Source organism: Enterococcus sp. GPZ-007, from assembly GCF_059374735.1.
In genome coordinates, this window is record NZ_JCAFYN010000002.1 from 161618 (window position 1) to 183122 (window position 21505).

The following is a 21505-nucleotide window of genomic DNA, read 5'->3' on the forward strand; positions in this document are numbered from 1 at the left end:
ATAATGACAATAAGTAATTGTTTGGCTTAGTTTGTTATGCTACGCTAGGTTTAGTTTTAATGAAAGCGTTACAGCGAAAAAACAGAAAGAAGGAATGAAAAATGGCAAAGGATCGTTTTGTAAGGGTATATTCTCAAGGAAAATTGGATGCAATCATGATATTCGTTGATCGAGAGACGGGTGTGAACTACATGTTCAATAAAGTAGGCTATGCTGGCGGTTTAACGCCTTTACTAGATCAAGATGGCAAACCAATCATTACTCCAGTAGAAGAGTTAGATAAAAAATAGACAGCACTAGCGAACAAGCTTGCTCTTCATTCTTATGCTAAACTTTTATTATAAAGTAATCCAACAAATCATCATTTGCCAGCACGTCCAATCAAATTTTTTTGAAACGTTTCGTTGGATGAGGTCAGTGATATTACTTAATTAGGGGGAATGGATAAGATGCATGCTTGGGAAGCTATTCAAAAATCAGTGGACTATATCGAAGAGAATATCAAAGAGGAAATGACAATTGAAGAATTGGCGCAGGTTTCTTTTTTATCCATGTATTATTTTCAAAAATTGTTTAGCCGCTTAGTCGGAAAAACAGTGAATGAATACATCAAAGCTCGGAGAGTCGCGAATGCAAAGCCTGTACTGAAATCAACCGATCGCAGGATTGCCGATATTGCTGTTGAGTATGGCTTTAACAGTCATGAGACTTTCACAAAAGCGTTCAAAGAGCTTTATGGTGTGACACCTGAAGCTTATCGTAAAAACAAAATACTTTTGACGGACTTTTTGAAGCCGGATCTGTCCATTTATTATACGATGGTGGATGAAAGTGTTCCATTAATGGTGGATGATATGGTGCTTGAAGTGAATCAACGGAGACTTGATGAAGAGGAATATTACACAGGTGTTTCCAGCCAAGTTGATTCCCGTGAAATGAATAATGTTGGCGTGAATACGTTGATTGAACTGTGGGATGAATTTCATGAGAAGAAGGACGCTATTCCGAATTTATTTGAGGATGCGCTGGAAATTGATTATTTTACTTATGACACAACACCGGGAAAAGTTCTGTATTTTGTCGGTGGTCAATCTGATGACAGTAAGGTAGAAAACTTTCATCAATTTTGTATTAAGCCAGGTGAGTATTATGTTTGCTCTTTTGAGGCAGAGAACTTTGAATATTTAGTCGAAGATGCTTTATATAAAGCGAATAACTATTTCTTTGAAACCTGGCTTAAAAGGCATGGAATCGGGATGGAGGATATGGAGCCGTTCCTGATTCAAAAATATGTCAATGTGACAGACGAGCCAAAAATTGAAATCTGGATTAAGCCAACAAAAGAACTAGTCGGTTAAGTTAAAAAAAACTTCGGATTTTTTACGATCCGAAGTTTTTTATTGTCTTTTTTCTTTGCTGATTGATAATGAGCTTTCTTTTCGAAGAATGTAGCCCCAAAAAATACCCGTCAGCTGAGTAATCAGAAAAAGAGCGATCAATGGAATAGCAGCTTCGAAGGGTGAAGAGGAATGATACAAGCTGACTAAAGGACTTTTGAAAACAATCAACGAGCAGCTCAAAATAATATTGATGAGATTACCAAAAATCAATAAAGCAAGCTGCTTGGTCATTTTAGCGTAGAAACCAATAATTATCGTAAGCAGTAAAAATAAGAAAATACCTATGATCGAGTCAAATAGATAGTCAATGGCTAAGGATAGGTGAACATAAGGAATCAAATAGAATATGAAGGGTAATTGTACGAGTTTTATCTTGCGCAAGGTGAAATGCCTCCTTTAGATATTCTTCTATTGTTATTTTATGACTGTCAAATGGTCAATTCAACGAAAACAGAAAAAAAGAGTGGATAATGAAAGTTATTTTATACTGCTATCAACAAACCATTACCTTTTTGGAATCAAATTTTTTTATTGAGAAAATATTTTTGCGATTCTAAAAAGGAAATAGACATTATAGTTGAGAAAGTAAAAAAATGACTCGTCCTTGATATTTTAAAGAGGAAAGATTGCTTCTGCTTTTCGAATCGCTGCGCTGACGCAGAATATTTTTTCTTTACTATCTGAGAGATTGTGATAATATGATTAGAAATGGAGGGGTTATATGAATAAATTGCAAGATCGATTTAACAAAAATGTGTATGAAATCGCCGTCTCATTGATTCGTCAATTTGATGAAAAAGTCTCTGGAATTCCTAATATGCTGAAGCTGACATTAGGCGAGCCGGATTTTAATACCCCTGAGCACGTAAAAGAAGCAGGGCAGCAGGCGATCAAAGATAATTTCAGCCATTATACCGGCATGTCTGGCTTGATCGATGTTCGAGAAGCAGCGAGCCGTTTTTTATCTGAAAAATATACGGTCAATTATGAACCAACAACGGAAGTTTTGGTGACAGTGGGGGCCACGGAAGCATTATCGGCGAGCTTGCTATCCATTTTGGAGGCTGGCGACAAGGTGTTATTACCGGCACCAACTTATCCGGGATACGAACCATTAATCTTATTAGCCGGAGCGGAACCTGTTTATATTGACACTAGAGAAACGGGATTTGTTTTGACGCCGGAGCAAATTGATCAGGCGATGGCAGAGCACGGAGATAAAGTAAAAGCGGTCATCATTACATCACCATCTAATCCGACAGGGGTTGCCTACAATGAGGCAGAAGTTTCCGCATTAAGTGAGACATTGAAAAAATATCCTGTTTTTGTGATCAGTGATGAGATTTATAGTGAATTGAATTATGAGACGAAGCATGTCTCGTTTGGAAAATATTTACGTGAACAAACAATCGTTATCAACGGCTTGTCTAAATCCCATGCGATGACCGGCTGGCGGATCGGCTTCATTTTTGCACCAGCAGAACTGGTCGAACAGATCATCAAAGTTCACCAATATTTAGTAACAGCGGCTTCGACGATCTCGCAAAAAGCAGCAGTTCGGGCGTTGGTACAAGGGATTTCTGACGCGGAAGTGATGCGGGAGGAATACCGTGAACGTCGAGATTATGTTTATCAGGCGATGACAAAACTTGGCTTTGAGGTGGCTCGTCCGTCAGGAGCGTTTTACATTTTCGCTAGGATTCCAGCCGGGTATGAGCAAGACTCAATGGCCTTCTGTATTGATTTAGCCGAAATAAATCAATTAGCAATTATTCCAGGGATTGCCTTTGGACCAGAGGGTGAAGGCTATGTCCGAATCAGTTATGCGGCTTCGATGGAAAATCTAGTTGAAGCGATGAACCGTTTAGCAACTTATCTAGGCAAATAGAAGAAACGATCAAATCTTTTTCGATTTGATCGTTTCTTTTATTTGTTTAAGTAGTTGAATAAGCCGCTGATAGTTTTGTCATCCAAGTTGATTTCTTTACCATCGACACTGGCTTTTACGACATGATAATAATCTGGCAGATCGGGTACTTCTTTTAATTGTGCAGCGACAAAATCATTGGCACTGGCATAAGTTTTTTCTTTTTCTGAGTCGTTTAATTCATAAGTAATCACTAACATCTTGTTTCGCTTCTCTCATTTGGATTTTTCATTGCAACAGTATTGTACACCAGAACTAATAAAAAGTAAGAGATTTTGTCTTTACCAAACATTTACAGTTCTTTACCGATCGTTTACATCCCTTCAATCAGATATTTACGTTCCATTGGTAAAGTAACGGTGTACTAAAAATAAGAGATACGGTCGTTAATCACTACCGATTTTCTTATAAAAATCTATTGATTATCTAAACTGAGGAGTGTACATGATGAAGAAAATTATTTTGGCATTAGCATTTTCAGGGGTTCTTTTAGCCGGTTGCGGCAGCGGAAACGCAGCGAAGGATTCCGACTCAACAAAAGAGGAAATGACAAAAATTACAGCGGTTGGTTCAACAGCGCTGCAGCCGTTAGTGGATGCGGCACAGGAAAGCTATACGCAGGATCATCCGAATGTTCAAATCTCTGTTCAAGGGGGCGGCAGCGGCACCGGCTTGAGCCAAGTTGAGAGCGGTTCTGTTGAAATCGGAAACTCCGATGTTTTCGCTGAGGAAAAAGACGGAGTGGATGCAAGTAAGCTAGTCGATCATAAAGTAGCAGTCGTTGGGTTTGTGCCAGTCGTTAATAAAGATGTTGGTGTAAAAGATATCACTAAACAACAATTGATCGATATCTTTACTGGCAAAATCAAAAACTGGAATGAGCTTGGCGGAAAAGACGAAGCAATCCAAGTAGTTAACCGTGCTTCAGGCAGCGGAACGCGTGCGACTTTTGAAAAATGGGGATTAGACGGCAAAGAGCCGATCCAGTCACAAGAACAGGATTCATCGGGAACGGTGAAAAAAATCGTGGCACAAACTCCAGGAGCAATCAGCTACTTAGCACTATCTTATGTTGATGACAGTCTGCAAGCTTTGCAGCTAGATGGAGTAACAGCCAATGACAAAAATATTACCACCAACAAATGGCCAATCTGGTCTTATGAACACATGTATACAAATGGAAAACCAGATAAATCTTTGGCAGATTTCTTGGAGTATATGACAAGTGATGATATCCAAAATGGTCCTGTTAAAGAATTGGGCTATCTACCAATCACTTCTATGAAGGTAGAACGCTCTGCTGACGGAACAGTGAAATAAAAATAAAGAGAGCCGAACAGTGATTTACTTTCAAAGTAGAAAGTAATTCGCTGTTCGGCTTTTCTTCTGTTCAGTAATGTAGGAAAAAGATACATTTACACCTTATTTGTTAGGTAATTTAATGGTAAAGGTAGAACCTAATTGTGGGTGACTTTCGACTTCTACCGTTCCACCAAGAATTTCGCTGTATTCCTTAACGATTGCCAGCCCCAATCCTGTTCCGCCCGAGTGACGTGCGCGAGCTTTATCTACTCGATAGAATCGTTCAAAGATCCTTTTTTGGTCTTCTCTAGACATCCCGATGCCGTGATCGATGACCGTTATTTCTAATTGATCCGTCAAACGGTACTTCAATTCGATCTGACTTTCTTCAGGGGAATACTGGATCGCATTCTCCAAAAGATTTTTGATGATCGGCTGGAAGAAGGTTAACCGCGTTTGATAGAAGCAATTCTCAGCCCCATCGATCGTAACAGTGATTTGTTTATCCTTCAGTAAATGCTGATACAAATCAATCTGCTGCTGCAGGAAGTAATTCAGTTCAATCGTTTGCCGATCATCGGCAAGATCCTCGCTGTCTTTTGATAATTCGATAATATCTTGGATCAGACGCTGCAGGCGTTTGGCATCGTTTTGCATGATCGTTAAAAATTCTGCGGTCAATTCAGGATCGTCCTTCGCTCCATCTAATAGTGTTTCGGTGAAACCTAGTAAAGAGGTGACGGGTGTTTTTAACTCATGGGAAACATTGCCGACAAAATCTTTCTGGATTTTTTCTAAGCGACGAACATGGGTTAAATCATAGACGGTCCCCATGATTTGATCTCCCTTGAGCTCATTTTCAATATAACGTAAACGAATATCCAAATTCATCGAGCTGGGAAGCTTGGTCGCGATTTCCTGATGGACTTGATTCTTATCCACTAGGACCTGTTGGATTAACTGGATGAATTTATTGTCTTCAATCACTTGCCAATAATAATGCTGACTCGCGCCGCCGATTTGCAACAGTTCTTCCATCGCTGGATTGATCATTACAAAACGTCCTTCGGTATCAATGATGAAAACACCGATAGTTAACTCGTGAAAAAGCGTTGAAAATTGCTCTTCAGTGGAGGTGTACGCGGCATATGTTTCATTCAATTGTTCGCCGATTTGATTAACCGTCAGATAGAGCTCTTGCCATTGTGGTGAATTCTGCATAACATAATTGCTCTTTTCTGGTTCTTTCAGCATTCGCTGTAAGACAGGCAGTACCGTTTCAATTGGGCGATTCCGTTGATACGTCAAGTAGCAGATAATCAAATAGATAAATGCATAAAAAAGAAGTAAAACAATAAACATGGATCGCTGAAAATTCCGCGTTTTCGGTTGAAAAGCGGAAGTTCTTTTTGCCACCCGTAAAATACCGACCGTCTTGTCCCCAGATCTGATTGGCTGGGCTGTATACAGCAACTCAGTTTTTAGTGTGGTACTGTAACGAACCGAGGACCCAACATCGTTGCTGTTTAAAACGATTTTTACTTCCGGACGATTTTCTCGACTGCCAGAAAGATGAGGCTCAGAACTGTCAAAAATGATTCTCCCTTTGGCATCTAATAAGGTGATTCGATCATTGGCTTCCTTAGAAAAACGTTCGATCGCCTGCTTATTGTCTTCTGAATTCAGCTCTTCCAAATTAAGTCGGTGGATCATCAGCTCACCATTACTGGTCAAGAATTCTTCTTGTTGTTCCAATAGTTCCTTCGTATAAAAATGGTTGGCCAATTTCCAACTACCAAAGAAAAGCAGACAGATCAATAGAAGCGGAACAAGGTAATCTAGGTGTTTGCGCTTCATTGTTCCGGCACCTGAAACTTATAGCCGAAGCCCCGCACGGTTTGCAGATACTGTGGATGTTTAGGATCGACTTCGATTTTTTCCCGGAGATGAGACACATGGACATCCACGATCCGACTCTGTCCAGAAAAATCATATTGCCAGATCCGATCAAGCAGGGTGTCGCGATCAATCACTCGTTCTTTGCGTTTCATGAAATAAACCAGCAATTCAAATTCTTTCGGTGTCAGCTCAATTTTTTCCCCACGAACAGTCACTTGATAATTCGATAGGTCAGCCTTAATCTCACCGGCTGACAAATATTCATGTTCAACTGATTCCTGCCGTGGTTCTACGCGTCGGAAGATGGCCTTCATTCGAGCCAAGACTTCTCGAGGAGAAAACGGCTTGGTCAAATAGTCGTCGGCTCCAATCTCCAATCCCAATATCCGGTCAATCGCATCATCTTTGGCTGTCAGCATCAAAATTGGCGTGTCAACTTTTTCTTGCCGCAGCTTTTTGGCGATCTCCAGACCATCCATCGAGGGAAGCATCACGTCTAAAATAATAAAATCAAATTTCTCATTCAAGGCTAGCTCATAGCCTTCTTTTCCGTCTTCGGCGGTAGTGACGGCGTAGCCTTCTTTTTCTAAATTAAAGCTCAATAACTTTACGATCGAAATCTCATCGTCTACAACTAATACACGTTTCATAAGTGTCTCCTTTTTATTAAGAACATTGATGAAAGACTATTTCCATACCTGAATAAATGGTATAATGGGAAGGCAGTTTTGTCACCTATTTTCTATTAATTTGTTAGGAGAAATAACAATGTTAGGAATCAGTGCTTGTTTGGGCGGCATTGCTTGTCGTTATGATGGCGGATCAAATGAGATTACGGCGTTGAAGGAATTAGTTGAAACAGGCCAAGCGGTCATGATTTGTCCAGAAGTTTTAGGCGGACTGCCCACACCGCGGCATCCAGCTGAGATACAAGGCGGCAATGGCTTCGATGTGTGGCTCGATCAAGCCAAAGTTATGGATAATGCAGGTAATGATGTAACTGAAGCTTTTAAACAAGGGGCGATCAAAGCTTTGGAAGAAATGCAAAAGCAAGGAATCACTGGTCTTGTTTTAAAAGAAAGAAGTCCATCCTGCGGCAGCAGGTTGATCTATGACGGCAGCTTTTCCGGCACCCGCATCAAAGGAGTGGGCGTGGCAACAGCATACTTTATAAAGCAGGGATTACCGGTATACTCCGAAGAAAATTGGCAAGAAATGAGGATGACGTAATGGAGCTTGAAAAAACGAATCGCATGAACGCATTGTTTGAATTTTACGCGACGCTTTTAACTGAGAAGCAAATGAATTATATGGAGCTTTATTACGCCGATGATTTTTCTTTAGGCGAGATCGCTGAGGAATATCAGGTGAGTCGTCAGGCGGTTTATGATAATATCAAAAGAACAGAAAAAATCTTGGAGGATTACGAGCGCAAGCTGCATTTGTTCTCTGATTACATCGTAAGAGAAGAGCAATTAGACAAACTGGCGCTGTATGTGACTGAACATTATCCCAAGGATGAGTTTTTAGCCGAAGCAATCACCGGCTTGCAAGATTTAGATGAATAGAAAGGAAAGTAAGCAATGGCATTTGAAAGTTTAACGCAGCGTCTACAAGCTGCGATGGGGAAATTACGGAAAAAAGGAAAGGTCACCGAAGCTGATATCACAGAAATGATGCGTGAGATCCGTTTGGCTCTATTAGAAGCCGACGTAAACTTACAAGTCGTGAAGCAGTTTACTAAAGAAGTCCGCACCCGTGCTTTGGGCGTAGAAGTTTTAGAGAGCTTGACGCCTGCGCAACAAATCGTAAAAATCGTTGATGAAGAATTAACGAAGACTTTGGGATCAGAAGCGGTCGGGATTGAGAAATCACCAAAGATTCCAACAGTTATCATGATGGCTGGTTTGCAAGGGGCTGGTAAAACAACCTTTGCTGGAAAACTAGCAAATCAATTAATTAAAAACGAAAAAGCGCGTCCATTAATGATCGCAGGAGACGTATACCGTCCAGCGGCCATCGACCAATTAAAGGTATTAGGACAACAATTAAGTGTTCCTGTTTTTGATATGGGGACCGATGTCAGCCCGGTTGAGATCGTGCGTAAAGGGATGGAACAAGCCCGCGAAAATAAAAACGATTATGTCTTGATTGATACGGCCGGTCGTCTGCATATTGACGAAGCCTTAATGGATGAATTGAAGCAAATCAAGGAAATCGCGCAACCAAACGAAATTCTGCTAGTTGTTGATGCCATGACTGGTCAAGATGCAGTTAATGTGGCTCAAAGCTTTAATGAACAGCTAGGAATCACTGGGGTCGTTATCACTAAATTAGATGGTGACACACGTGGTGGTGCGGCGCTATCAATCCGGGCGGTAACAGGTGCGCCAATCAAGTTCATCGGTTCTGGTGAAAAATTAACTGACTTGGAAGTCTTCCATCCAGATCGGATGTCTAGCCGAATCTTAGGTATGGGGGATATGCTGACCCTGATCGAAAAAGCCCAGCAAGATTACGACGAACAAAAAGCTGAAGAACTTGCTCGCAAGATGAAGGAAAACAGCTTTGACTTTAATGACTTTATCGAACAATTGGATCAAGTAATGGGCATGGGACCAATCGAGGATCTGTTGAAGATGATTCCTGGAATGAGCCAAATGCCGGGTATCGAAAATGTGAAAGTTGATCCTAAAGACGTTGAACGGAAAAAAGCGATGGTCTACTCTATGACTCCAGCTGAGCGGGAAGATCCAGATTTGTTAAATCCTAGCCGCCGTCGTCGGATCGCTGCCGGTTCAGGAAACTCAGTTGTCGAAGTCAACCGCATGATCAAACAGTTCAAGGAATCCCGGAAAATGATGCAGCAAATGAGCAAAGGCAGCATGCCTGCCGGAATGGATCAAATGTTCGGCAATGGGATCAAAGGCAAAATGGGTAAGATGGCTATGAACCGCATGGTCAAAAAAAATAAGAAGAAAAAAAAGAAACGCAAATAAACTAGAAAAAACAGCGTCTGTCTCGTTTTTGAGACAGACGCTATTTTTTATAGAAAGAAACGCCAATGATAAAGGAAGAACACACCAAGAAGACTCAAAATTAGATAAATTTGCGGTTCTCGCTTGGAGAAGGCATTAATCTGTTGAAGTGTTTTTCTGAATAATTTCTGGTAGAGCAACCAGATCAGAAAACCAATCAGTGCCCCAACCGTATTCATCAGCAAATCATCGATATCCGTTGCCCGCCGATTAAATAGCTGAAGCAGCTCGATCATCAATGAGAACTGAAAGCCTAACAAAACAGTAGAAGATAATTTACGACACTGTTTCCAGATCAACGGTAATAAAAATCCCAACGGCGCAAACATGATAATATTCAAAACATTTAACAGTCCGACACCTGACTGAAAAGGAATAAGATTGATTTCACCGGGACGAATCAGTTCCGGGTAACTGAAAATATCCTCTAATGTACCAACACCAGTCACATCAATTACTAAATAAAGATAGAACAAGAAGATGTAGCGCCAAAGCATGGATGAAATGAAAATTTGCTCCTGCTTCTTCCTTAGTGAAAAGTACTGATAAATCAGGCAAGGCAAAAAGATACACCCGATTCGATAAAGAGGAAATAGAATATCCAAAGCAGTCATGGAATCACCCCGTTCGATGGTTTAGCTTGTCAAATGTCTTTGCTGCCTTTCTTGTTATTCCACTGAAGAATACAACAATGGCGCAGATACAGCCAACGGTCAAAGTGACCGAGACATTTACTAGGATAGGACCGATGATTGACTCATTTACATGTTCAAAGATTTTTCTAATTAAAAAGTTAGACCAAGGATCAAAAACATTCAGGTTAAGAATGAATGAAGTGAAAAGTGTCATTAACCACCAAATCGACCAACGTGATTCCTTGTGAAGAAGATAGGCGTTGTCATTTTCTAATGATAGACTCTGATATTTTTTATAGGCCCAGAACATAAGAAATAGACCGAATAAGACCAGAATTACATTCGCCCATATGCTCCCACCCATTTTGCCGACAAAATCAACAAATAAAGTTCTTGAAAATGGTTTGTTGATAGTGCCTCTTGCTAATTTGATATTATCCACTAGGGAGTAAATGGAGTTTGGCAGCCAACTTCTCAAAAGCAAAAAAACAGCCAAGGTCAATGAACCAAAGAAAATGTTTCCCACCATTGATCCGATAAAAGCACTGGAACAAAATAAAAAGAATAACAAAGAAAAATTACTGATTACTGAGGTAAACAACTGCCCCAAAGTAGCGTTCATATAAGGCGCTGGAATCAAACTATGAATCAATAAAGCATATAATGATTGTCCAACTAAGATAGATAAAAGAACAGGTATGGCAAGGTAGATAATTTTTTTCTTAAATAACTCTTTCCGTGACGCTCCTAAAGAAAAAAGGAATTGGTTGAAGCCCGTTTTTTGATCAATAAAGAAAAGTAGAAAGCCGATTAGTGGAACGAGCAGTAACAATGCACTGTTAAAATATGTCGTAAAGTGTGACTGATAAGAGGTACCTGAAGAATAGTCTGACGCTCTTAATGATTTAGAGTAAGGCAAATAGGACGTATAAAACAACAATTGAGAATTTCGGTACTCTTGATAAGAGGCATAAGGGACGTTTTCCTCTTTTTCCTCATCCCAGTAGGTTATTTCATTACGATTCTCTTCAAAACTGGCTTTCACATTCGGATCATTATAAAGTTCTTTCCATTGATTATTTTGGTTCAGCGCATTAAAAACTCCTATACCAATCACCAGCAAACAAGTGGCAATCAACACCTTCTTATAGCGTTCTGCAAAAATTGATCGAATCATTTTAGACTCCCCTTTCTATGTGGTTTTAGATTAGCTTCGAAAAGATCTTCCAAGGATAGGGGCAATTCTTCGTACACCAATGGCTCGAATTCTTTGATGTCTTGCTCGAGTTCTTCCGAGAAATTTTCGAAGACGACAGTAACCACACGCCCTTGAAAGTCGAGCATCTTAGAATTTTTCTTCACAACCGCTGGCACTTTTTTCGTTTTGAAAACTAATTGCAGCTTTTTAGCTGTTTCCCGCATTTCTTCTAAACGGTAATCTTTGATGATCGTTTGTTCTTTTAATAGTAGGACACGATCAACTAAGTTTTCTAATTCTGTTAAGTTATGTGAGGCAATCAACGCGGTTCTTGAATGCTCGCTCAAATGTTCCATCAATAGCCCGATCATTTCTTTTTTTATAATGATATCTAAACCATCAAAGGGTTCATCCAGCAATAGATATTGCGCATTGGAGCATACAGCTAAAATAATTTGAAACAAACCCTGCTGACCTTTTGAAAGCTGTCGATAATTGCTCTTTAATGAAAATTCATGTTTGCTTATTAAATCTGTAAATAATGGCTGATCGAATTTTGGATAAGCGAATTGATAGAATACAGCGATCTTTTTAAGTGAATAGGTTCGTAAGAAATTTTCCTTTTCATCGATAAAGAAGATGTCCTGCTTGACTGACGGGTGTTCATAAACCGATTTTTGATCGATCATGATATCGCCAGCATCAGGTAGATAATGATTTGCTAATATGCGAAAAAGCGTTGTCTTACCTGAGCCATTACGGCCGACTAAGCCAACGATTTCATTTTCTGATAACTCAAAGTCGATATTTTTAAGGATCATATGCTGATCGATTGTTTTGTTCAAATTTTTGACAATCATGTTGACTGACCTCCCAAACTCTTTTCTGCTTCTTGTATCCAAGTTACTAATTCTTCTTGAGTAATCTGTAAATGACGCGCTTCGATAACCAGCTCGTTCAGATTGTTTTTCAATTCTTGGACACGGATTTCATCTCTAGGTGTTTCCTCTATCGCTCGCACAAAGGTGCCTTTACCTTTGACGGTGACTAAGACTTTCTCTGATTCAAGAACTTTATACGCTTTACTGATGGTATTCGGATTCATTAACAGCTGTTTAGCCATCTCTCTGACGGAAGGAATCTTATCTCCCGGTTGCAAGATTCCATGCAAAATATCTTCTTTGATTCCTAATACAAGCTGTTCATAGTAGGCACGGCTGCTATTTTTATCGATATGAACCATACACTCACCTCCATATAACTACGTGTGCTAGTATACACAGTACACGCAAATTAGGCAATGACTTTTTTTCAATTTCTGCTATACTATAGGGGAGCGTATGTTCGTTTTTCGAGCTGGAAATAGGATGTCAGTCCAACTTTTTGCAGTTTGCATAGTGCGAAATAGAAATTTAATAAGCAATAGGAGTGATAAGGATGTATCGTTGTAAATGGTCAGGTAGTAATGAAAATATGCAGGTGTATCATGATACGGTGTGGGGTGTTCCTGAATATGATGATCAGCGCCTTTTCCGTAAGCTGGTTTTGGATATGAACCAAGCAGGTTTAAGCTGGCAGACGATTTTGAACAAGATGGACAATTTTGATCAAGCGTATGAACAATTTGAGATTGAAAAAGTGGCGAATTTTGATGAAGCCAAAGTGGAAGCTTTGATGCAGGATGCGGGGATTATTCGTAATCGCCGGAAAATCGAGGCGGCAATCATTAATGCGCAAAAAGTATTAGAAATGCAGGCGGAGGGATTAAGTTTCTCTGATTACTTATGGGGCTACGTTGATCATCAGGTAGTAGATAATAAAATTAGTAATGTTTCAGAAGTTCCCGCTAAAACAGAGCTATCCGATCGAATTGCCAAAGACCTGAAGAAACGCGGCTTCAAATTTGTCGGCAGTACGACTATCTACGCATTTTTGCAGGCGGTAGGAATCGTCAATGACCATGAGATGGCTTGCTTTCGTTATAAAGAATTGCACGGTGCGAAATAAGCAGTTGGGTTCTTAAGCAATAAAGTTGAACAGAATCTTTTGCTTGATACAATGAGTTTACTAACAAAGCGAGGTGCAGGTTATGGCGAGAGCAGTCTTTTACGGAGCGATCAGTTTAGATGGTTATTTAGCAGATAAAAAAGATGGTTTAGAATGGTTGTATCATCAAGAGGGGGGCGAGCTGGTTCCTTATGATGCGTTTTATCAGACGATCGACTATACGATGATGGGGCGGCGAACGTACGAAGTAGTGAAGCGTGATGCGGAGCTGGAAGAGATTTATCCAGAAAAGGAGAACTTTATTTTCAGTCATTCGGATATTCAAGTCGATGAGAATATGCAGGTGGTCAGTGAAGACCCTGTGACATTCATTCAGAAATTACCCGCGGACAAAACTGTTTGGGTCGTTGGCGGCGGTGCCTTATTGCAGCCAGTGATCGAAGCTGGGTTAATCGACGAGTGGTGGATTCAAATCGTACCAATCCTTTTAGGGGAAGGGGTGCCGCTGTTCCTGCCGCAAACGAACCAGCAAAAATTACAATTGCTTGAAACAGAACAGTTCGGACAGTTTGCACAATTACATTTAAAAAAATAAACGCTGAACAAAAAAGCGAACGCTGATATGACTTTCTATTAGGAAAGTAGATCAGCGTTCGACTTTTTTTATTTAATTAATATTCGTTGTCATCGATCTGACTTGCAGCGGCTTCAAATTTTGCTTGGCGTGGTTCGACTTTTTTCTCTTTTGCAGGGAAGGTCTGGTCATAGGCTTCCAGTCCGTCGTGGTCAGGATACATTCCTTCTGAGAAAATGATATGACCGCTGACATTGTCGAGTGCACCTTCTTTTAACGGCAATGCCATGATACCTGTATAAAACTTTCCGTCCGGCATAGAGATATTGTATTTTTTCGAACCGATAAAGCCATAGGGATGATAGTGGTAAGGGAAGCCGCCAATGACAATCGCTTCATAGCCTAAGCGTTTTGCTTCTTTAATTGAGTGTTCGATCAGCCGCCGCCCATACCCTTGTCGATGGTACTGAGGGGCGATACTGACAGGACCAAAGGAAATTACTGGGTATTCATTGCCTTCAGTATCAACGATATTCGCTTTACTATAAAAAATACTGCCGATAATTTTCCCATCTATTTCAATTACAAAGGTCAATTCTGGAATAAAATCGGGATGTTTGCGAAGCGTGTGTGCAAGGTAGTGTTCCTCGGCACCTGGTACATATAAATTCCAGAAAGCTTCACGCGTGATTTCCTCTACGATGCGATAATCCTTTGGTTCTTCCAATCTAATAGTAACAGTCAAATAATTCCCTCCAATACGTCTTATTCATTTCAGTATAGCACAGGATAAGTTGAAGAAATCAGCCGAATAGCACAAAAAAAGGATGCAGCAATATATGCGTGCATCCTCATTCATGGCTTATTTTACTAATTTATTGAAGAACTCAATATACTTATCAGTAATTGTCTTGAAAAATTCAACAGTTCCATCAGCGATATGACCATCGTTATCCACTAGGTTCATGATGCCGCCGATGTATGCTTCTGGCTGTTGCAAAGTAGGAACATCCAAGAAGACTAATGATTGACGTAATGCGTGGTTAGCACCGAATCCACCAGGACCACCAGGAGAGACAGTCACGACTAGACCAGGTTTACCGCCCCAAACGCTGCTGCCCATTGGACGAGAACCAACATCTAACGCATTTTTTAACGCTGCAGGTACAGAACGGTTGTATTCTGGAGTTACGAAGAACAAGCCATCGACGCTGTTAACATCCTTACGGAATCGTGTCCATGTTTCTGGAATAGAACCTTCAACATCAAGATCCTCATTATAAAAAGGAAGGTCACCAATCTCAATAAATTTTGCTTCAAATCCATCAGGCAATAATTCTGCAAATTTCTTAGCAACAATTTTATTGTAAGAATCTTTGCGCAGGCTGCCTACTAAAATACCAATTGTTTTTGTCATTATAATTCCTCCAATTTTTTTGATTGAAATACATAAGTTATCTTATGAATGTATCTTACAAAAAATAAGTAAATCATGCAAAGGATATGCTTTGGAAGAAAAAACAGACTGTAAAGAAAAAACTCTTTACAGCTAATCAAAAGCGTGTTAGACTACATCTTGTGATTAATTATATGGAGGTGTAGTTATACAATGGCAGTTAAAATCCGCTTGAAACGTATGGGTTCTAAAAAGAAACCTTTCTACCGTATCGTTGTTGCTGATTCTCGTTCTCCTCGTGATGGACGTTTTATCGAAACTGTGGGTACTTACAATCCTTTGAAGAACCCTGCAGAAGTCGTATTAAAAGAAGAAGATGTTTTAAACTGGTTACAAAAAGGTGCACAACCTTCTGATACCGTTCGCAACATCCTTTCTAAAGAAGGCATCATGCAAAAACACCACGACGCTAAATTCGCTAAGAAGTAAGGTGATCAATTATGCAAGATTTAACTAACCTTGTGTTGACCATTGTCCACCCTTTGGTGACAAAACCTGAAGAAGTGAAGTTAGAGATCGAAGAATCGAAAGATTTCTTTGAGTACAACCTAACCGTTGCACCTGAAGATATCGGCAGAATCATCGGAAAACAAGGTCGAGTAGCGAAAGCAATCCGTACGATCGTGTATAGCGTTCGAACCAATGGACCGAAAAAAGTTCGTCTCAACATCGTGGATGGTAAATAAAGCAAGAACACTCGAGTCAGTTTGATTCGGGTGTTTTTTCATTAGAAGTACGGTAAACTAGGGGTGGAGGTGTTCCATCATGAAAAAATATTTGTTGTTGTTCAGTGCGTTGTTTGTATTAGCTGCTTGTAATTCTGGAAACAATGATTCAAAAGATAGCACCACGAAGTCGACAGCTGCCGCAACTGAAAAGACCAGTTCGAAGGTAAGTACGTCTAGTTCAGAAAGCAATTCAATTTCTAGTTCAAATACGTCCAGCACGAAAACTCAAACAAGTTCGTCCAAAACAGATTCATCTCATGGCAATCATGCGATGTCAGCCATGGATGAGCTTCAAGCCAACTACCCAAATGACACGTTCCCTGATCCTGCAACCATCAGTGGAGGGAAAGAAATCGGCATCGCCGCTTCTGAAGAGCAAGGTATACTAAAGGTCAGTTATTATGAGGTTAATGAAGAAACACCGTTTAACGATCCGGCCTTGAAGAATCAGACACCAGTTGCTGAGTTCCAGCGTCAAGCCTTTGATTCAAAAGAAACGGCGCAAAATGAAGTTGGTCAAACTTTTGATCCAAATGGGCAACAGGTGGATATAGGGCATAACATTACTGGCTATCGAAGTGCAGGTGCGGGCTCTAGTTTTCTTATGTGGAAAGAAGGCAATTGGAGTCTTGCGGTAAGAGCGAACAACCTTGAAGAAGAAGATCCTGTTCCGTTAGCGAAACAAACGGTTGAATATCTGGAAGGAGCTTTCTTGCCAGTACCTCATGATGCTGGACAGATCTCATTGCGGGTTGCCAAGGGTGATCTTCAATCCAATAGTGTGGTTTGGCAGGATAATCAAACTGTTTATAAAATCATGAATGCCGATTCAATGAGCGCCCTGAAGATGGCTGTCTCAATGGCAAAATAGCTGAAGCAGAAAGAGGAAACTACGTGACTAATTATTACAAAGTCGGAAAGATCGTCAATACTCACGGGATTCGCGGAGAAGTACGGGTAATTTCTACCACTGATTTTACCGAAGAACGTTATCAAGTCGGAGAACAGCTGTTTCTATTCCGTGACAATCAAGATGTTCTTCCTTTAACGATCGCGAGCTATCGCAGACATAAAAATTTTGATTTGCTTAGCTTTGAAGGTTATCCCAATATCAATGATGTTGAAGCCTTTCGCGATGGTATTTTAAAAATCTCAGAAAAACAAATGGGTGAGTTGGATGAGCATGAATATTATTATCATGAGATCATCGGACTAGTCGTTGTAGATGAGAATGATAAAGAAATCGGTAAAATCACCGAAATTCTATCTCCTGGCGCCAATGATGTCTGGGTAGTCAAACGAAAAGGAAAAAAAGATGCATTGATTCCTTACATCGAATCCGTCGTTAAGGACATTGACCTAACAGAAGGAGTCGTCCATGTGGAGATTCCGGAAGGGTTGTTGGACGATGCGGATTGATGTATTGACGATTTTTCCTAAAATGATCGAAGGGCCGCTTGGTGAATCAATCATTGGAAAAGCCGTTGAAAAAGACTTGTTAGAGATTAATGTTCATGATTTCCGCCAATATTCGGATAACAAACACAAACAAGTCGATGACTATCCCTATGGCGGCGGAGCAGGAATGCTGCTGAAGGTCCAGCCAATCTATGATAATCTGAAAGCCATCGAAGCAGAAACCGGCGAACAAAAGAAACGAGTAATCTTGCTTGATCCAGCGGGGAAACCCTTCAATCAAAAGATGGCGGAGGAATTTTCGCAGGAAGAACAATTGGTGTTCATCTGCGGACATTATGAAGGCTATGATGAGCGAATTCGTTCATTGGTGACAGATGAAGTTTCACTAGGGGATTATGTTCTAACTGGCGGCGAACTTGGTGCGATGGTGATGGTCGATGCGACGGTTCGTCTATTACCGGATGTTTTAGGAAACCAGACTTCAGCGAAAACCGATTCCCATTCGACTGGATTGCTGGAGCATCCGCAATATACCCGTCCAGCAGAATTTGAAGGAATGGGTGTGCCGGAGGTCCTGATGAATGGTAATCATCGCTTGATCGAAGAATGGCAATTGAAGGAATCCCTGCGCCGTACTTATTTACGACGACCAGATATGCTAGAAAATTTAGAATTGACACCAGAGATGGAAAAATTCTTAAAAGAGATAAAACAAGAAGAGAAGTAATGAATAGATATGTTCAACAAGTCGAATGACTATTTACTTTCCGAAAAGAAAGTAAACGGTCATTCGACTTTACTTTTATAAAGTATTTCAAGTTTTTCTCTTAAAATTCAATGTGCTACGATACGTAACCATCCTGCTACAAAGAGTATCTTTCCATAACCACTGAAATGATTGTATGATAAAGACAGAAAAAGAGGTGGGGGGAAGCAGATGCTTAGCGGAGAAAAAATCCAGCGATTGCGAACAGAACAAAACTTATCACAAAAAGAGTTAGCAGAGAAATTAGAGGTTTCAAGACAAGCGATTGCCAAATGGGAAACCAATCGCGGCATTCCAGATATCGATAACTTAAAAAGAATCGCGCAACTCTTTAATGTGAGCATTGACTATCTAGTGTATGAAGAGGAATCGATTCAAGACTATATGATGAAAATTCCGATCGATATCGAACAGTATCCGATGCCCAAAGGAAATGCGGTGAGAGAAGATCAGGTGGTTTTAGAAAACTATCCTAATGCTCAAGCAATCCGTGAACTATATCGGCAAAAGAAAATGACGAATAAGGAGAAGATGGTCGATTTTCTATTAATTCCGGGGTTGCATGAAGTAGAGGACCATTGGCGTGATCCAAGCAGATACTATTTAGTAGAGGAGAAGGGAATCAATTATTTAGTGAATGTCACCAAAAGTGAACTTCTTACCCGCAGACTAGATATTGATATCAGCGAAAAGTTTTTTGAATTTGCTGATGATCGATTCATGAAGACCCGCCGCAAACTAAAATAAAGTCCTTCTGACAAGAATTTTATCTTTACAGATAGATGTTCCTCTGTTAGAATATTCGAGTGAGTGTAAAGCTCATCTATTATACGATATTCCGCTGGGACCGATGTCCTAAGAATGTTTGGAATAAGGAGAATGATAAATATGAATCCATTGATTCAAGAACTAACTCAAGAACAATTACGTACTGACATCCCAGCTTTCCGTCCTGGGGACACTGTTCGCGTTCACGCGAAAGTTGTCGAAGGAACTCGCGAACGTATCCAGTTATTCGAAGGCGTTGTAATCAAACGTCGTGGAGCTGGCATCAGCGAAACTTACACTGTACGTAAAATCTCTAACGGTGTTGGTGTGGAACGTACTTACCCACTACACACTCCACGTGTTGCGAAAATCGAAGTTGTTCGTTACGGTAAAGTGCGTCGTGCAAAACTTTACTACCTACGTGCATTACACGGAAAAGCAGCTCGTATCAAAGAAATTCGTCGTTAACCTATTGTTATCAGATGAAGCAAAGCCCTTGGTTATCAAGGGCTTTTTCTTTTTGCCAGTTCGATTTTTCGCAGTTTGTAATGATTGCTGGAAAGTCTGTTGGTCAAGGAAACATATGCTCGCTAAGCATAGATGAATCGATTGCGAAGCGAAAAATAGGACTCATTTTTCTGATCTTTAGAAAAATGAATCCTTTATTAAGAGATAGCTGCGACTCCACTTTTCACAGATTACTTGGTAAAAGAATAAATAGTAAATTTTCAGTGGATAAACGATCAAGCAGCTTAGTGGAATTGGTAAGCGTGGTAAAAATAAATCTCATATATTTTGAGCTAGCTATTTCAATTATTAAAAAAGTGAACTCCCGCAAATAAGGAGTTCACTTTTGGATTTATTGAATTTTATCCAAGATCAATTGCGCACAGTCGATTTGATTCGGAATATTGCCCTCTTCATCTTTGACGCGCCAGATGTCTGGAGTGATTTCATCCACGACGTACATTTTGCCGTCTTCGTCATAACCGATTTCGATTTTGAAATCTATCAAGGTCAAGTTCATTTTGGCCAATTCTTCTCTAAGAACAGCACCGACTTTTGTTAGAATTTCCAATCCTTCGTTGTATTGCTTCGGTTTTAAAATGCCTTTAATTTGGCATAAACGGTCAGTAATTAATGGATCGCCTTGTTCATCGTCTTTCAAGGTTACTTCCAAATAAGGCGGTTCGAAAGACAATCCCTCTGGCAAGGTGAAACGGCGACACATACTGCCAGCGGTGAAGTAACGTAAAACAAATTCTAAATTCGGTACAGTCAATTGACGAACCTTCATCATTCCTTTGTCGATATCAGCATCAAGGTAATGAGTAGGGATGTCATTTTTTTCCATTAATTCAAAAAAGTATTTTGATACGGTCAAACCGATTTTTCCTTTACCGTCAACGCTGCCGCCGACAGTGTTGGAGCCTGGATCAAAGACACCATCTTCACCCGTCGCGCTATCTTTAAAAAATAAGTACACTTCCTTATTTTCTTCATCTAGTAAGACTGTTTTAGTTTTCCCATCGTACAATTCTTTCATTTTTTCCCGCCTTCTCTGAAATATACAGTGTTTTCAAAAATGATAACATCTGATATTTTTACTGTCGATGGTTTTTCGAGGTTTAGCTAAAAATAAATGATAAATGTTCGTGTTTGGGCAGCTAATCGTTTTAAACGCATACTTTTACAACTATTTGTTCGGTTTTTAATCTGGCAGCTGCCCATCATGAGCAGGCCATTGGCAGTCCAGCAGCTACATATTGGTAAAAATTGCTTTAAATGAAGAGGCTTCAGGAGAGCACGCGTAAACACCGAAACGCACTTTATCGTTTCCCTTTAACATATGACAAATCCGCATTTGTTGAAAAACTTTTCCGTCAGTTGAGCACTCGATACAAAAATCATCCTCCCGCCGGCTTAGGCGATACCACATTGACTTGATCGAGGCATCAATTTCCGTGGTGGCCCAATCGGCAAAGCCCTGATTGGTCACAACACTACCTAGGTGCTGATAGTCTTCGTTTTCATATTCGATGGAGCCTTTTAGCCAGTTTTCACTATCCAAATACATGACGATCCCACATTGGTCAAAGCGCTGATGACTATCTTCAAAGTTCGTTTTTACAACGAAGCTGAAAAATTTTTCATCAGTTTCCATTTGAAAAACCGGTGCATTGTCATTTTGGAAATGGTAGTAGGTGTTTTGCCAAAGATCAGTGTGGGGTTTTGAAATGATCTCGATTCTATCATCGGCTAGGCGATAGCTTTCTGGAAAACGGGTCCATTTGAAATTCTTTAAATCCATAAGAGGCCTCCTGAGATTTTGTCTTACCAAAATGGTAGCAGAAAAACGTCCGGCTCGCTATGGCAAAGTGTTTTGAA

General features: G+C 40.2%; 28 protein-coding genes. 16 read left to right on the forward strand and 12 right to left on the reverse strand.

Annotation, left to right across the window (positions count from 1 at the left end; translation table 11 throughout):
* Window positions 1-101 precede the first annotated feature (101 nt).
* Together AC4J95_RS02505 and AC4J95_RS02510 are read left to right on the forward strand one after the other, a co-directional pair.
* Window positions 102-290, forward strand: a complete 189-nt coding sequence (locus AC4J95_RS02505; RefSeq protein ID WP_316401616.1) for a DUF6440 family protein — start codon at window positions 102-104, stop codon at window positions 288-290.
* 159 nt (window positions 291-449) lie between these two features.
* Window positions 450-1358, forward strand: coding sequence for a helix-turn-helix transcriptional regulator (locus AC4J95_RS02510; RefSeq protein WP_494548469.1), 909 nt, complete (start codon window positions 450-452; stop codon window positions 1356-1358).
* Between the two features lie 39 nt (window positions 1359-1397).
* On the opposite strand, the gene AC4J95_RS02515 is transcribed toward AC4J95_RS02510, so the two are convergent.
* A complete protein-coding gene (locus tag AC4J95_RS02515) occupies window positions 1398-1781 on the reverse strand; it encodes a hypothetical protein (protein ID WP_316401614.1) in 384 nt (127 codons plus the stop codon).
* 340 nt (window positions 1782-2121) lie between these two features.
* On the opposite strand from AC4J95_RS02515, the gene AC4J95_RS02520 reads away from it, so the two are divergent.
* Complete coding sequence (locus AC4J95_RS02520; protein WP_494548470.1) at window positions 2122-3288, forward strand: pyridoxal phosphate-dependent aminotransferase; 1167 nt, start codon at window positions 2122-2124, stop codon at window positions 3286-3288.
* A gap of 38 nt (window positions 3289-3326) precedes the next feature.
* On the opposite strand, the gene AC4J95_RS02525 is transcribed toward AC4J95_RS02520, so the two are convergent.
* The gene (locus tag AC4J95_RS02525) at window positions 3327-3527 is read right to left on the reverse strand and encodes a DUF4649 family protein (RefSeq protein WP_494548471.1); all 201 of its coding nucleotides are present in this window, start codon (window positions 3525-3527) and stop codon (window positions 3327-3329) included.
* 247 nt (window positions 3528-3774) lie between these two features.
* Here AC4J95_RS02525 and AC4J95_RS02530 point away from each other — a divergent pair, with 247 nt between their 5' ends.
* Window positions 3775-4647, forward strand: coding sequence for a phosphate ABC transporter substrate-binding protein PstS family protein (locus tag AC4J95_RS02530; RefSeq protein ID WP_494548472.1), 873 nt, complete (start codon window positions 3775-3777; stop codon window positions 4645-4647).
* Window positions 4648-4749: 102 nt separating this feature from the next.
* On the opposite strand, the gene AC4J95_RS02535 is transcribed toward AC4J95_RS02530, so the two are convergent.
* Together AC4J95_RS02535 and AC4J95_RS02540 are read right to left on the reverse strand one after the other, a co-directional pair.
* Window positions 4750-6486 (reverse strand): sensor histidine kinase, encoded by a 1737-nt coding sequence (locus AC4J95_RS02535; RefSeq protein WP_494548473.1) that lies wholly within the window; start codon window positions 6484-6486, stop codon window positions 4750-4752.
* Window positions 6483-7178 (reverse strand): response regulator transcription factor, encoded by a 696-nt coding sequence (locus AC4J95_RS02540; RefSeq protein ID WP_316401609.1) that lies wholly within the window; start codon window positions 7176-7178, stop codon window positions 6483-6485. The genes AC4J95_RS02535 and AC4J95_RS02540 overlap by 4 nt, the downstream gene beginning before the upstream one ends.
* A gap of 118 nt (window positions 7179-7296) precedes the next feature.
* On the opposite strand from AC4J95_RS02540, the gene AC4J95_RS02545 reads away from it, so the two are divergent.
* The 3 genes from AC4J95_RS02545 to ffh are packed head-to-tail and all read left to right on the forward strand — an operon-like array spanning window position 7297 to window position 9527.
* Window positions 7297-7758, forward strand: a complete 462-nt coding sequence (locus tag AC4J95_RS02545; RefSeq protein WP_494548474.1) for a 2-thiouracil desulfurase family protein — start codon at window positions 7297-7299, stop codon at window positions 7756-7758.
* Window positions 7758-8096 carry a putative DNA-binding protein gene (locus AC4J95_RS02550; protein WP_316401607.1) on the forward strand — a complete coding sequence of 113 codons (339 nt, stop codon included), beginning with the start codon at window positions 7758-7760 and terminating at the stop codon, window positions 8094-8096. Before AC4J95_RS02545 ends, AC4J95_RS02550 begins: the two co-directional genes overlap by 1 nt.
* Window positions 8097-8111: 15 nt before the next feature.
* Window positions 8112-9527: a signal recognition particle protein gene (gene ffh, locus AC4J95_RS02555; RefSeq protein ID WP_494548475.1), complete on the forward strand. Its 1416-nt coding sequence runs from the start codon at window positions 8112-8114 to the stop codon at window positions 9525-9527.
* A gap of 47 nt (window positions 9528-9574) precedes the next feature.
* Here the strand turns inward: ffh and AC4J95_RS02560 are convergent, their stop codons facing one another.
* From AC4J95_RS02560 to AC4J95_RS02575, 4 genes are read right to left on the reverse strand one after another with little or no spacing between them, the layout of a single operon-like run.
* Complete coding sequence (locus AC4J95_RS02560) at window positions 9575-10180, reverse strand: VanZ family protein (protein ID WP_494548476.1); 606 nt, start codon at window positions 10178-10180, stop codon at window positions 9575-9577.
* A 4-nt stretch (window positions 10181-10184) separates the two neighbouring features.
* Complete coding sequence (locus tag AC4J95_RS02565; protein WP_494548477.1) at window positions 10185-11378, reverse strand: ABC transporter permease; 1194 nt, start codon at window positions 11376-11378, stop codon at window positions 10185-10187.
* Window positions 11375-12259, reverse strand: a complete 885-nt coding sequence (locus tag AC4J95_RS02570; protein ID WP_494548478.1) for an ATP-binding cassette domain-containing protein — start codon at window positions 12257-12259, stop codon at window positions 11375-11377. The genes AC4J95_RS02565 and AC4J95_RS02570 overlap by 4 nt, the downstream gene beginning before the upstream one ends.
* A complete protein-coding gene (locus AC4J95_RS02575) occupies window positions 12256-12642 on the reverse strand; it encodes a GntR family transcriptional regulator (RefSeq protein ID WP_494548479.1) in 387 nt (128 codons plus the stop codon). The genes AC4J95_RS02570 and AC4J95_RS02575 overlap by 4 nt, the downstream gene beginning before the upstream one ends.
* A gap of 194 nt (window positions 12643-12836) precedes the next feature.
* On the opposite strand from AC4J95_RS02575, the gene AC4J95_RS02580 reads away from it, so the two are divergent.
* Together AC4J95_RS02580 and AC4J95_RS02585 are read left to right on the forward strand one after the other, a co-directional pair.
* The gene (locus AC4J95_RS02580) at window positions 12837-13406 is read left to right on the forward strand and encodes a DNA-3-methyladenine glycosylase I (protein WP_494548480.1); all 570 of its coding nucleotides are present in this window, start codon (window positions 12837-12839) and stop codon (window positions 13404-13406) included.
* 82 nt (window positions 13407-13488) lie between these two features.
* Window positions 13489-14001 (forward strand): dihydrofolate reductase family protein, encoded by a 513-nt coding sequence (locus AC4J95_RS02585; RefSeq protein WP_494548481.1) that lies wholly within the window; start codon window positions 13489-13491, stop codon window positions 13999-14001.
* A 76-nt stretch (window positions 14002-14077) separates the two neighbouring features.
* Here AC4J95_RS02585 and AC4J95_RS02590 read toward each other — a convergent pair whose 3' ends face one another.
* Together AC4J95_RS02590 and AC4J95_RS02595 are read right to left on the reverse strand one after the other, a co-directional pair.
* On the reverse strand, window positions 14078-14725 hold the full coding sequence (locus tag AC4J95_RS02590; RefSeq protein WP_494548482.1) for a GNAT family N-acetyltransferase: 648 nt from the start codon (window positions 14723-14725) through the stop codon (window positions 14078-14080).
* 117 nt (window positions 14726-14842) lie between these two features.
* Window positions 14843-15397 carry an NADPH-dependent FMN reductase gene (locus AC4J95_RS02595; RefSeq protein WP_316401596.1) on the reverse strand — a complete coding sequence of 185 codons (555 nt, stop codon included), beginning with the start codon at window positions 15395-15397 and terminating at the stop codon, window positions 14843-14845.
* 192 nt (window positions 15398-15589) lie between these two features.
* Here AC4J95_RS02595 and rpsP point away from each other — a divergent pair, with 192 nt between their 5' ends.
* The 7 genes from rpsP to rplS all read left to right on the forward strand — a co-directional run bounded on the left by rpsP (window position 15590) and on the right by rplS (window position 19585).
* Window positions 15590-15865 (forward strand): 30S ribosomal protein S16, encoded by a 276-nt coding sequence (gene rpsP, locus AC4J95_RS02600; RefSeq protein ID WP_010740297.1) that lies wholly within the window; start codon window positions 15590-15592, stop codon window positions 15863-15865.
* Between the two features lie 11 nt (window positions 15866-15876).
* A complete protein-coding gene (locus AC4J95_RS02605) occupies window positions 15877-16122 on the forward strand; it encodes a KH domain-containing protein (RefSeq protein ID WP_216410318.1) in 246 nt (81 codons plus the stop codon).
* Window positions 16123-16201: 79 nt separating this feature from the next.
* A complete protein-coding gene (locus tag AC4J95_RS02610; RefSeq protein WP_494548483.1) occupies window positions 16202-17035 on the forward strand; it encodes a membrane lipoprotein lipid attachment site-containing protein in 834 nt (277 codons plus the stop codon).
* A gap of 23 nt (window positions 17036-17058) precedes the next feature.
* Window positions 17059-17583 (forward strand): ribosome maturation factor RimM, encoded by a 525-nt coding sequence (gene rimM, locus AC4J95_RS02615; protein WP_316401594.1) that lies wholly within the window; start codon window positions 17059-17061, stop codon window positions 17581-17583.
* Window positions 17573-18310: a tRNA (guanosine(37)-N1)-methyltransferase TrmD gene (trmD, locus tag AC4J95_RS02620; protein WP_494548484.1), complete on the forward strand. Its 738-nt coding sequence runs from the start codon at window positions 17573-17575 to the stop codon at window positions 18308-18310. The genes rimM and trmD overlap by 11 nt, the downstream gene beginning before the upstream one ends.
* A gap of 210 nt (window positions 18311-18520) precedes the next feature.
* Window positions 18521-19096 (forward strand): helix-turn-helix domain-containing protein, encoded by a 576-nt coding sequence (locus AC4J95_RS02625; RefSeq protein WP_494548485.1) that lies wholly within the window; start codon window positions 18521-18523, stop codon window positions 19094-19096.
* Between the two features lie 141 nt (window positions 19097-19237).
* On the forward strand, window positions 19238-19585 hold the full coding sequence (rplS, locus tag AC4J95_RS02630) for a 50S ribosomal protein L19 (RefSeq protein ID WP_010740291.1): 348 nt from the start codon (window positions 19238-19240) through the stop codon (window positions 19583-19585).
* 391 nt (window positions 19586-19976) lie between these two features.
* On the opposite strand, the gene AC4J95_RS02635 is transcribed toward rplS, so the two are convergent.
* Window positions 19977-20663, reverse strand: a complete 687-nt coding sequence (locus AC4J95_RS02635) for a phosphoribosylaminoimidazolesuccinocarboxamide synthase (protein WP_494548486.1) — start codon at window positions 20661-20663, stop codon at window positions 19977-19979.
* Window positions 20664-20876: 213 nt separating this feature from the next.
* On the reverse strand, window positions 20877-21428 hold the full coding sequence (locus tag AC4J95_RS02640; protein ID WP_494548487.1) for a DUF1349 domain-containing protein: 552 nt from the start codon (window positions 21426-21428) through the stop codon (window positions 20877-20879).
* Window positions 21429-21505: the final 77 nt, after the last annotated feature.

Coding starts and splice junctions, on each gene's coding strand:
- rpsP (WP_010740297.1), top strand. CDS start 15,590: ATGGCAGTTAAAATCCGCTTGAAACGTATGGGTTCTAAAAAGAAACCT.
- AC4J95_RS02510 (WP_494548469.1), top strand. CDS start 450: ATGCATGCTTGGGAAGCTATTCAAAAATCAGTGGACTATATCGAAGAG.
- AC4J95_RS02605 (WP_216410318.1), top strand. CDS start 15,877: ATGCAAGATTTAACTAACCTTGTGTTGACCATTGTCCACCCTTTGGTG.
- AC4J95_RS02540 (WP_316401609.1), bottom strand. CDS start 7,178: ATGAAACGTGTATTAGTTGTAGACGATGAGATTTCGATCGTAAAGTTA.
- trmD (WP_494548484.1), top strand. CDS start 17,573: ATGCGGATTGATGTATTGACGATTTTTCCTAAAATGATCGAAGGGCCG.
- AC4J95_RS02640 (WP_494548487.1), bottom strand. CDS start 21,428: ATGGATTTAAAGAATTTCAAATGGACCCGTTTTCCAGAAAGCTATCGC.
- AC4J95_RS02635 (WP_494548486.1), bottom strand. CDS start 20,663: ATGAAAGAATTGTACGATGGGAAAACTAAAACAGTCTTACTAGATGAA.
- AC4J95_RS02525 (WP_494548471.1), bottom strand. CDS start 3,527: ATGTTAGTGATTACTTATGAATTAAACGACTCAGAAAAAGAAAAAACT.
- AC4J95_RS02610 (WP_494548483.1), top strand. CDS start 16,202: ATGAAAAAATATTTGTTGTTGTTCAGTGCGTTGTTTGTATTAGCTGCT.
- AC4J95_RS02545 (WP_494548474.1), top strand. CDS start 7,297: ATGTTAGGAATCAGTGCTTGTTTGGGCGGCATTGCTTGTCGTTATGAT.
- AC4J95_RS02585 (WP_494548481.1), top strand. CDS start 13,489: ATGGCGAGAGCAGTCTTTTACGGAGCGATCAGTTTAGATGGTTATTTA.
- AC4J95_RS02565 (WP_494548477.1), bottom strand. CDS start 11,378: ATGATTCGATCAATTTTTGCAGAACGCTATAAGAAGGTGTTGATTGCC.
- AC4J95_RS02560 (WP_494548476.1), bottom strand. CDS start 10,180: ATGACTGCTTTGGATATTCTATTTCCTCTTTATCGAATCGGGTGTATC.
- AC4J95_RS02595 (WP_316401596.1), bottom strand. CDS start 15,397: ATGACAAAAACAATTGGTATTTTAGTAGGCAGCCTGCGCAAAGATTCT.
- AC4J95_RS02625 (WP_494548485.1), top strand. CDS start 18,521: ATGCTTAGCGGAGAAAAAATCCAGCGATTGCGAACAGAACAAAACTTA.
- AC4J95_RS02535 (WP_494548473.1), bottom strand. CDS start 6,486: ATGAAGCGCAAACACCTAGATTACCTTGTTCCGCTTCTATTGATCTGT.
- AC4J95_RS02575 (WP_494548479.1), bottom strand. CDS start 12,642: ATGGTTCATATCGATAAAAATAGCAGCCGTGCCTACTATGAACAGCTT.
- rplS (WP_010740291.1), top strand. CDS start 19,238: ATGAATCCATTGATTCAAGAACTAACTCAAGAACAATTACGTACTGAC.
- AC4J95_RS02580 (WP_494548480.1), top strand. CDS start 12,837: ATGTATCGTTGTAAATGGTCAGGTAGTAATGAAAATATGCAGGTGTAT.
- AC4J95_RS02570 (WP_494548478.1), bottom strand. CDS start 12,259: ATGATTGTCAAAAATTTGAACAAAACAATCGATCAGCATATGATCCTT.
- AC4J95_RS02520 (WP_494548470.1), top strand. CDS start 2,122: ATGAATAAATTGCAAGATCGATTTAACAAAAATGTGTATGAAATCGCC.
- AC4J95_RS02530 (WP_494548472.1), top strand. CDS start 3,775: ATGAAGAAAATTATTTTGGCATTAGCATTTTCAGGGGTTCTTTTAGCC.
- ffh (WP_494548475.1), top strand. CDS start 8,112: ATGGCATTTGAAAGTTTAACGCAGCGTCTACAAGCTGCGATGGGGAAA.
- AC4J95_RS02505 (WP_316401616.1), top strand. CDS start 102: ATGGCAAAGGATCGTTTTGTAAGGGTATATTCTCAAGGAAAATTGGAT.
- AC4J95_RS02550 (WP_316401607.1), top strand. CDS start 7,758: ATGGAGCTTGAAAAAACGAATCGCATGAACGCATTGTTTGAATTTTAC.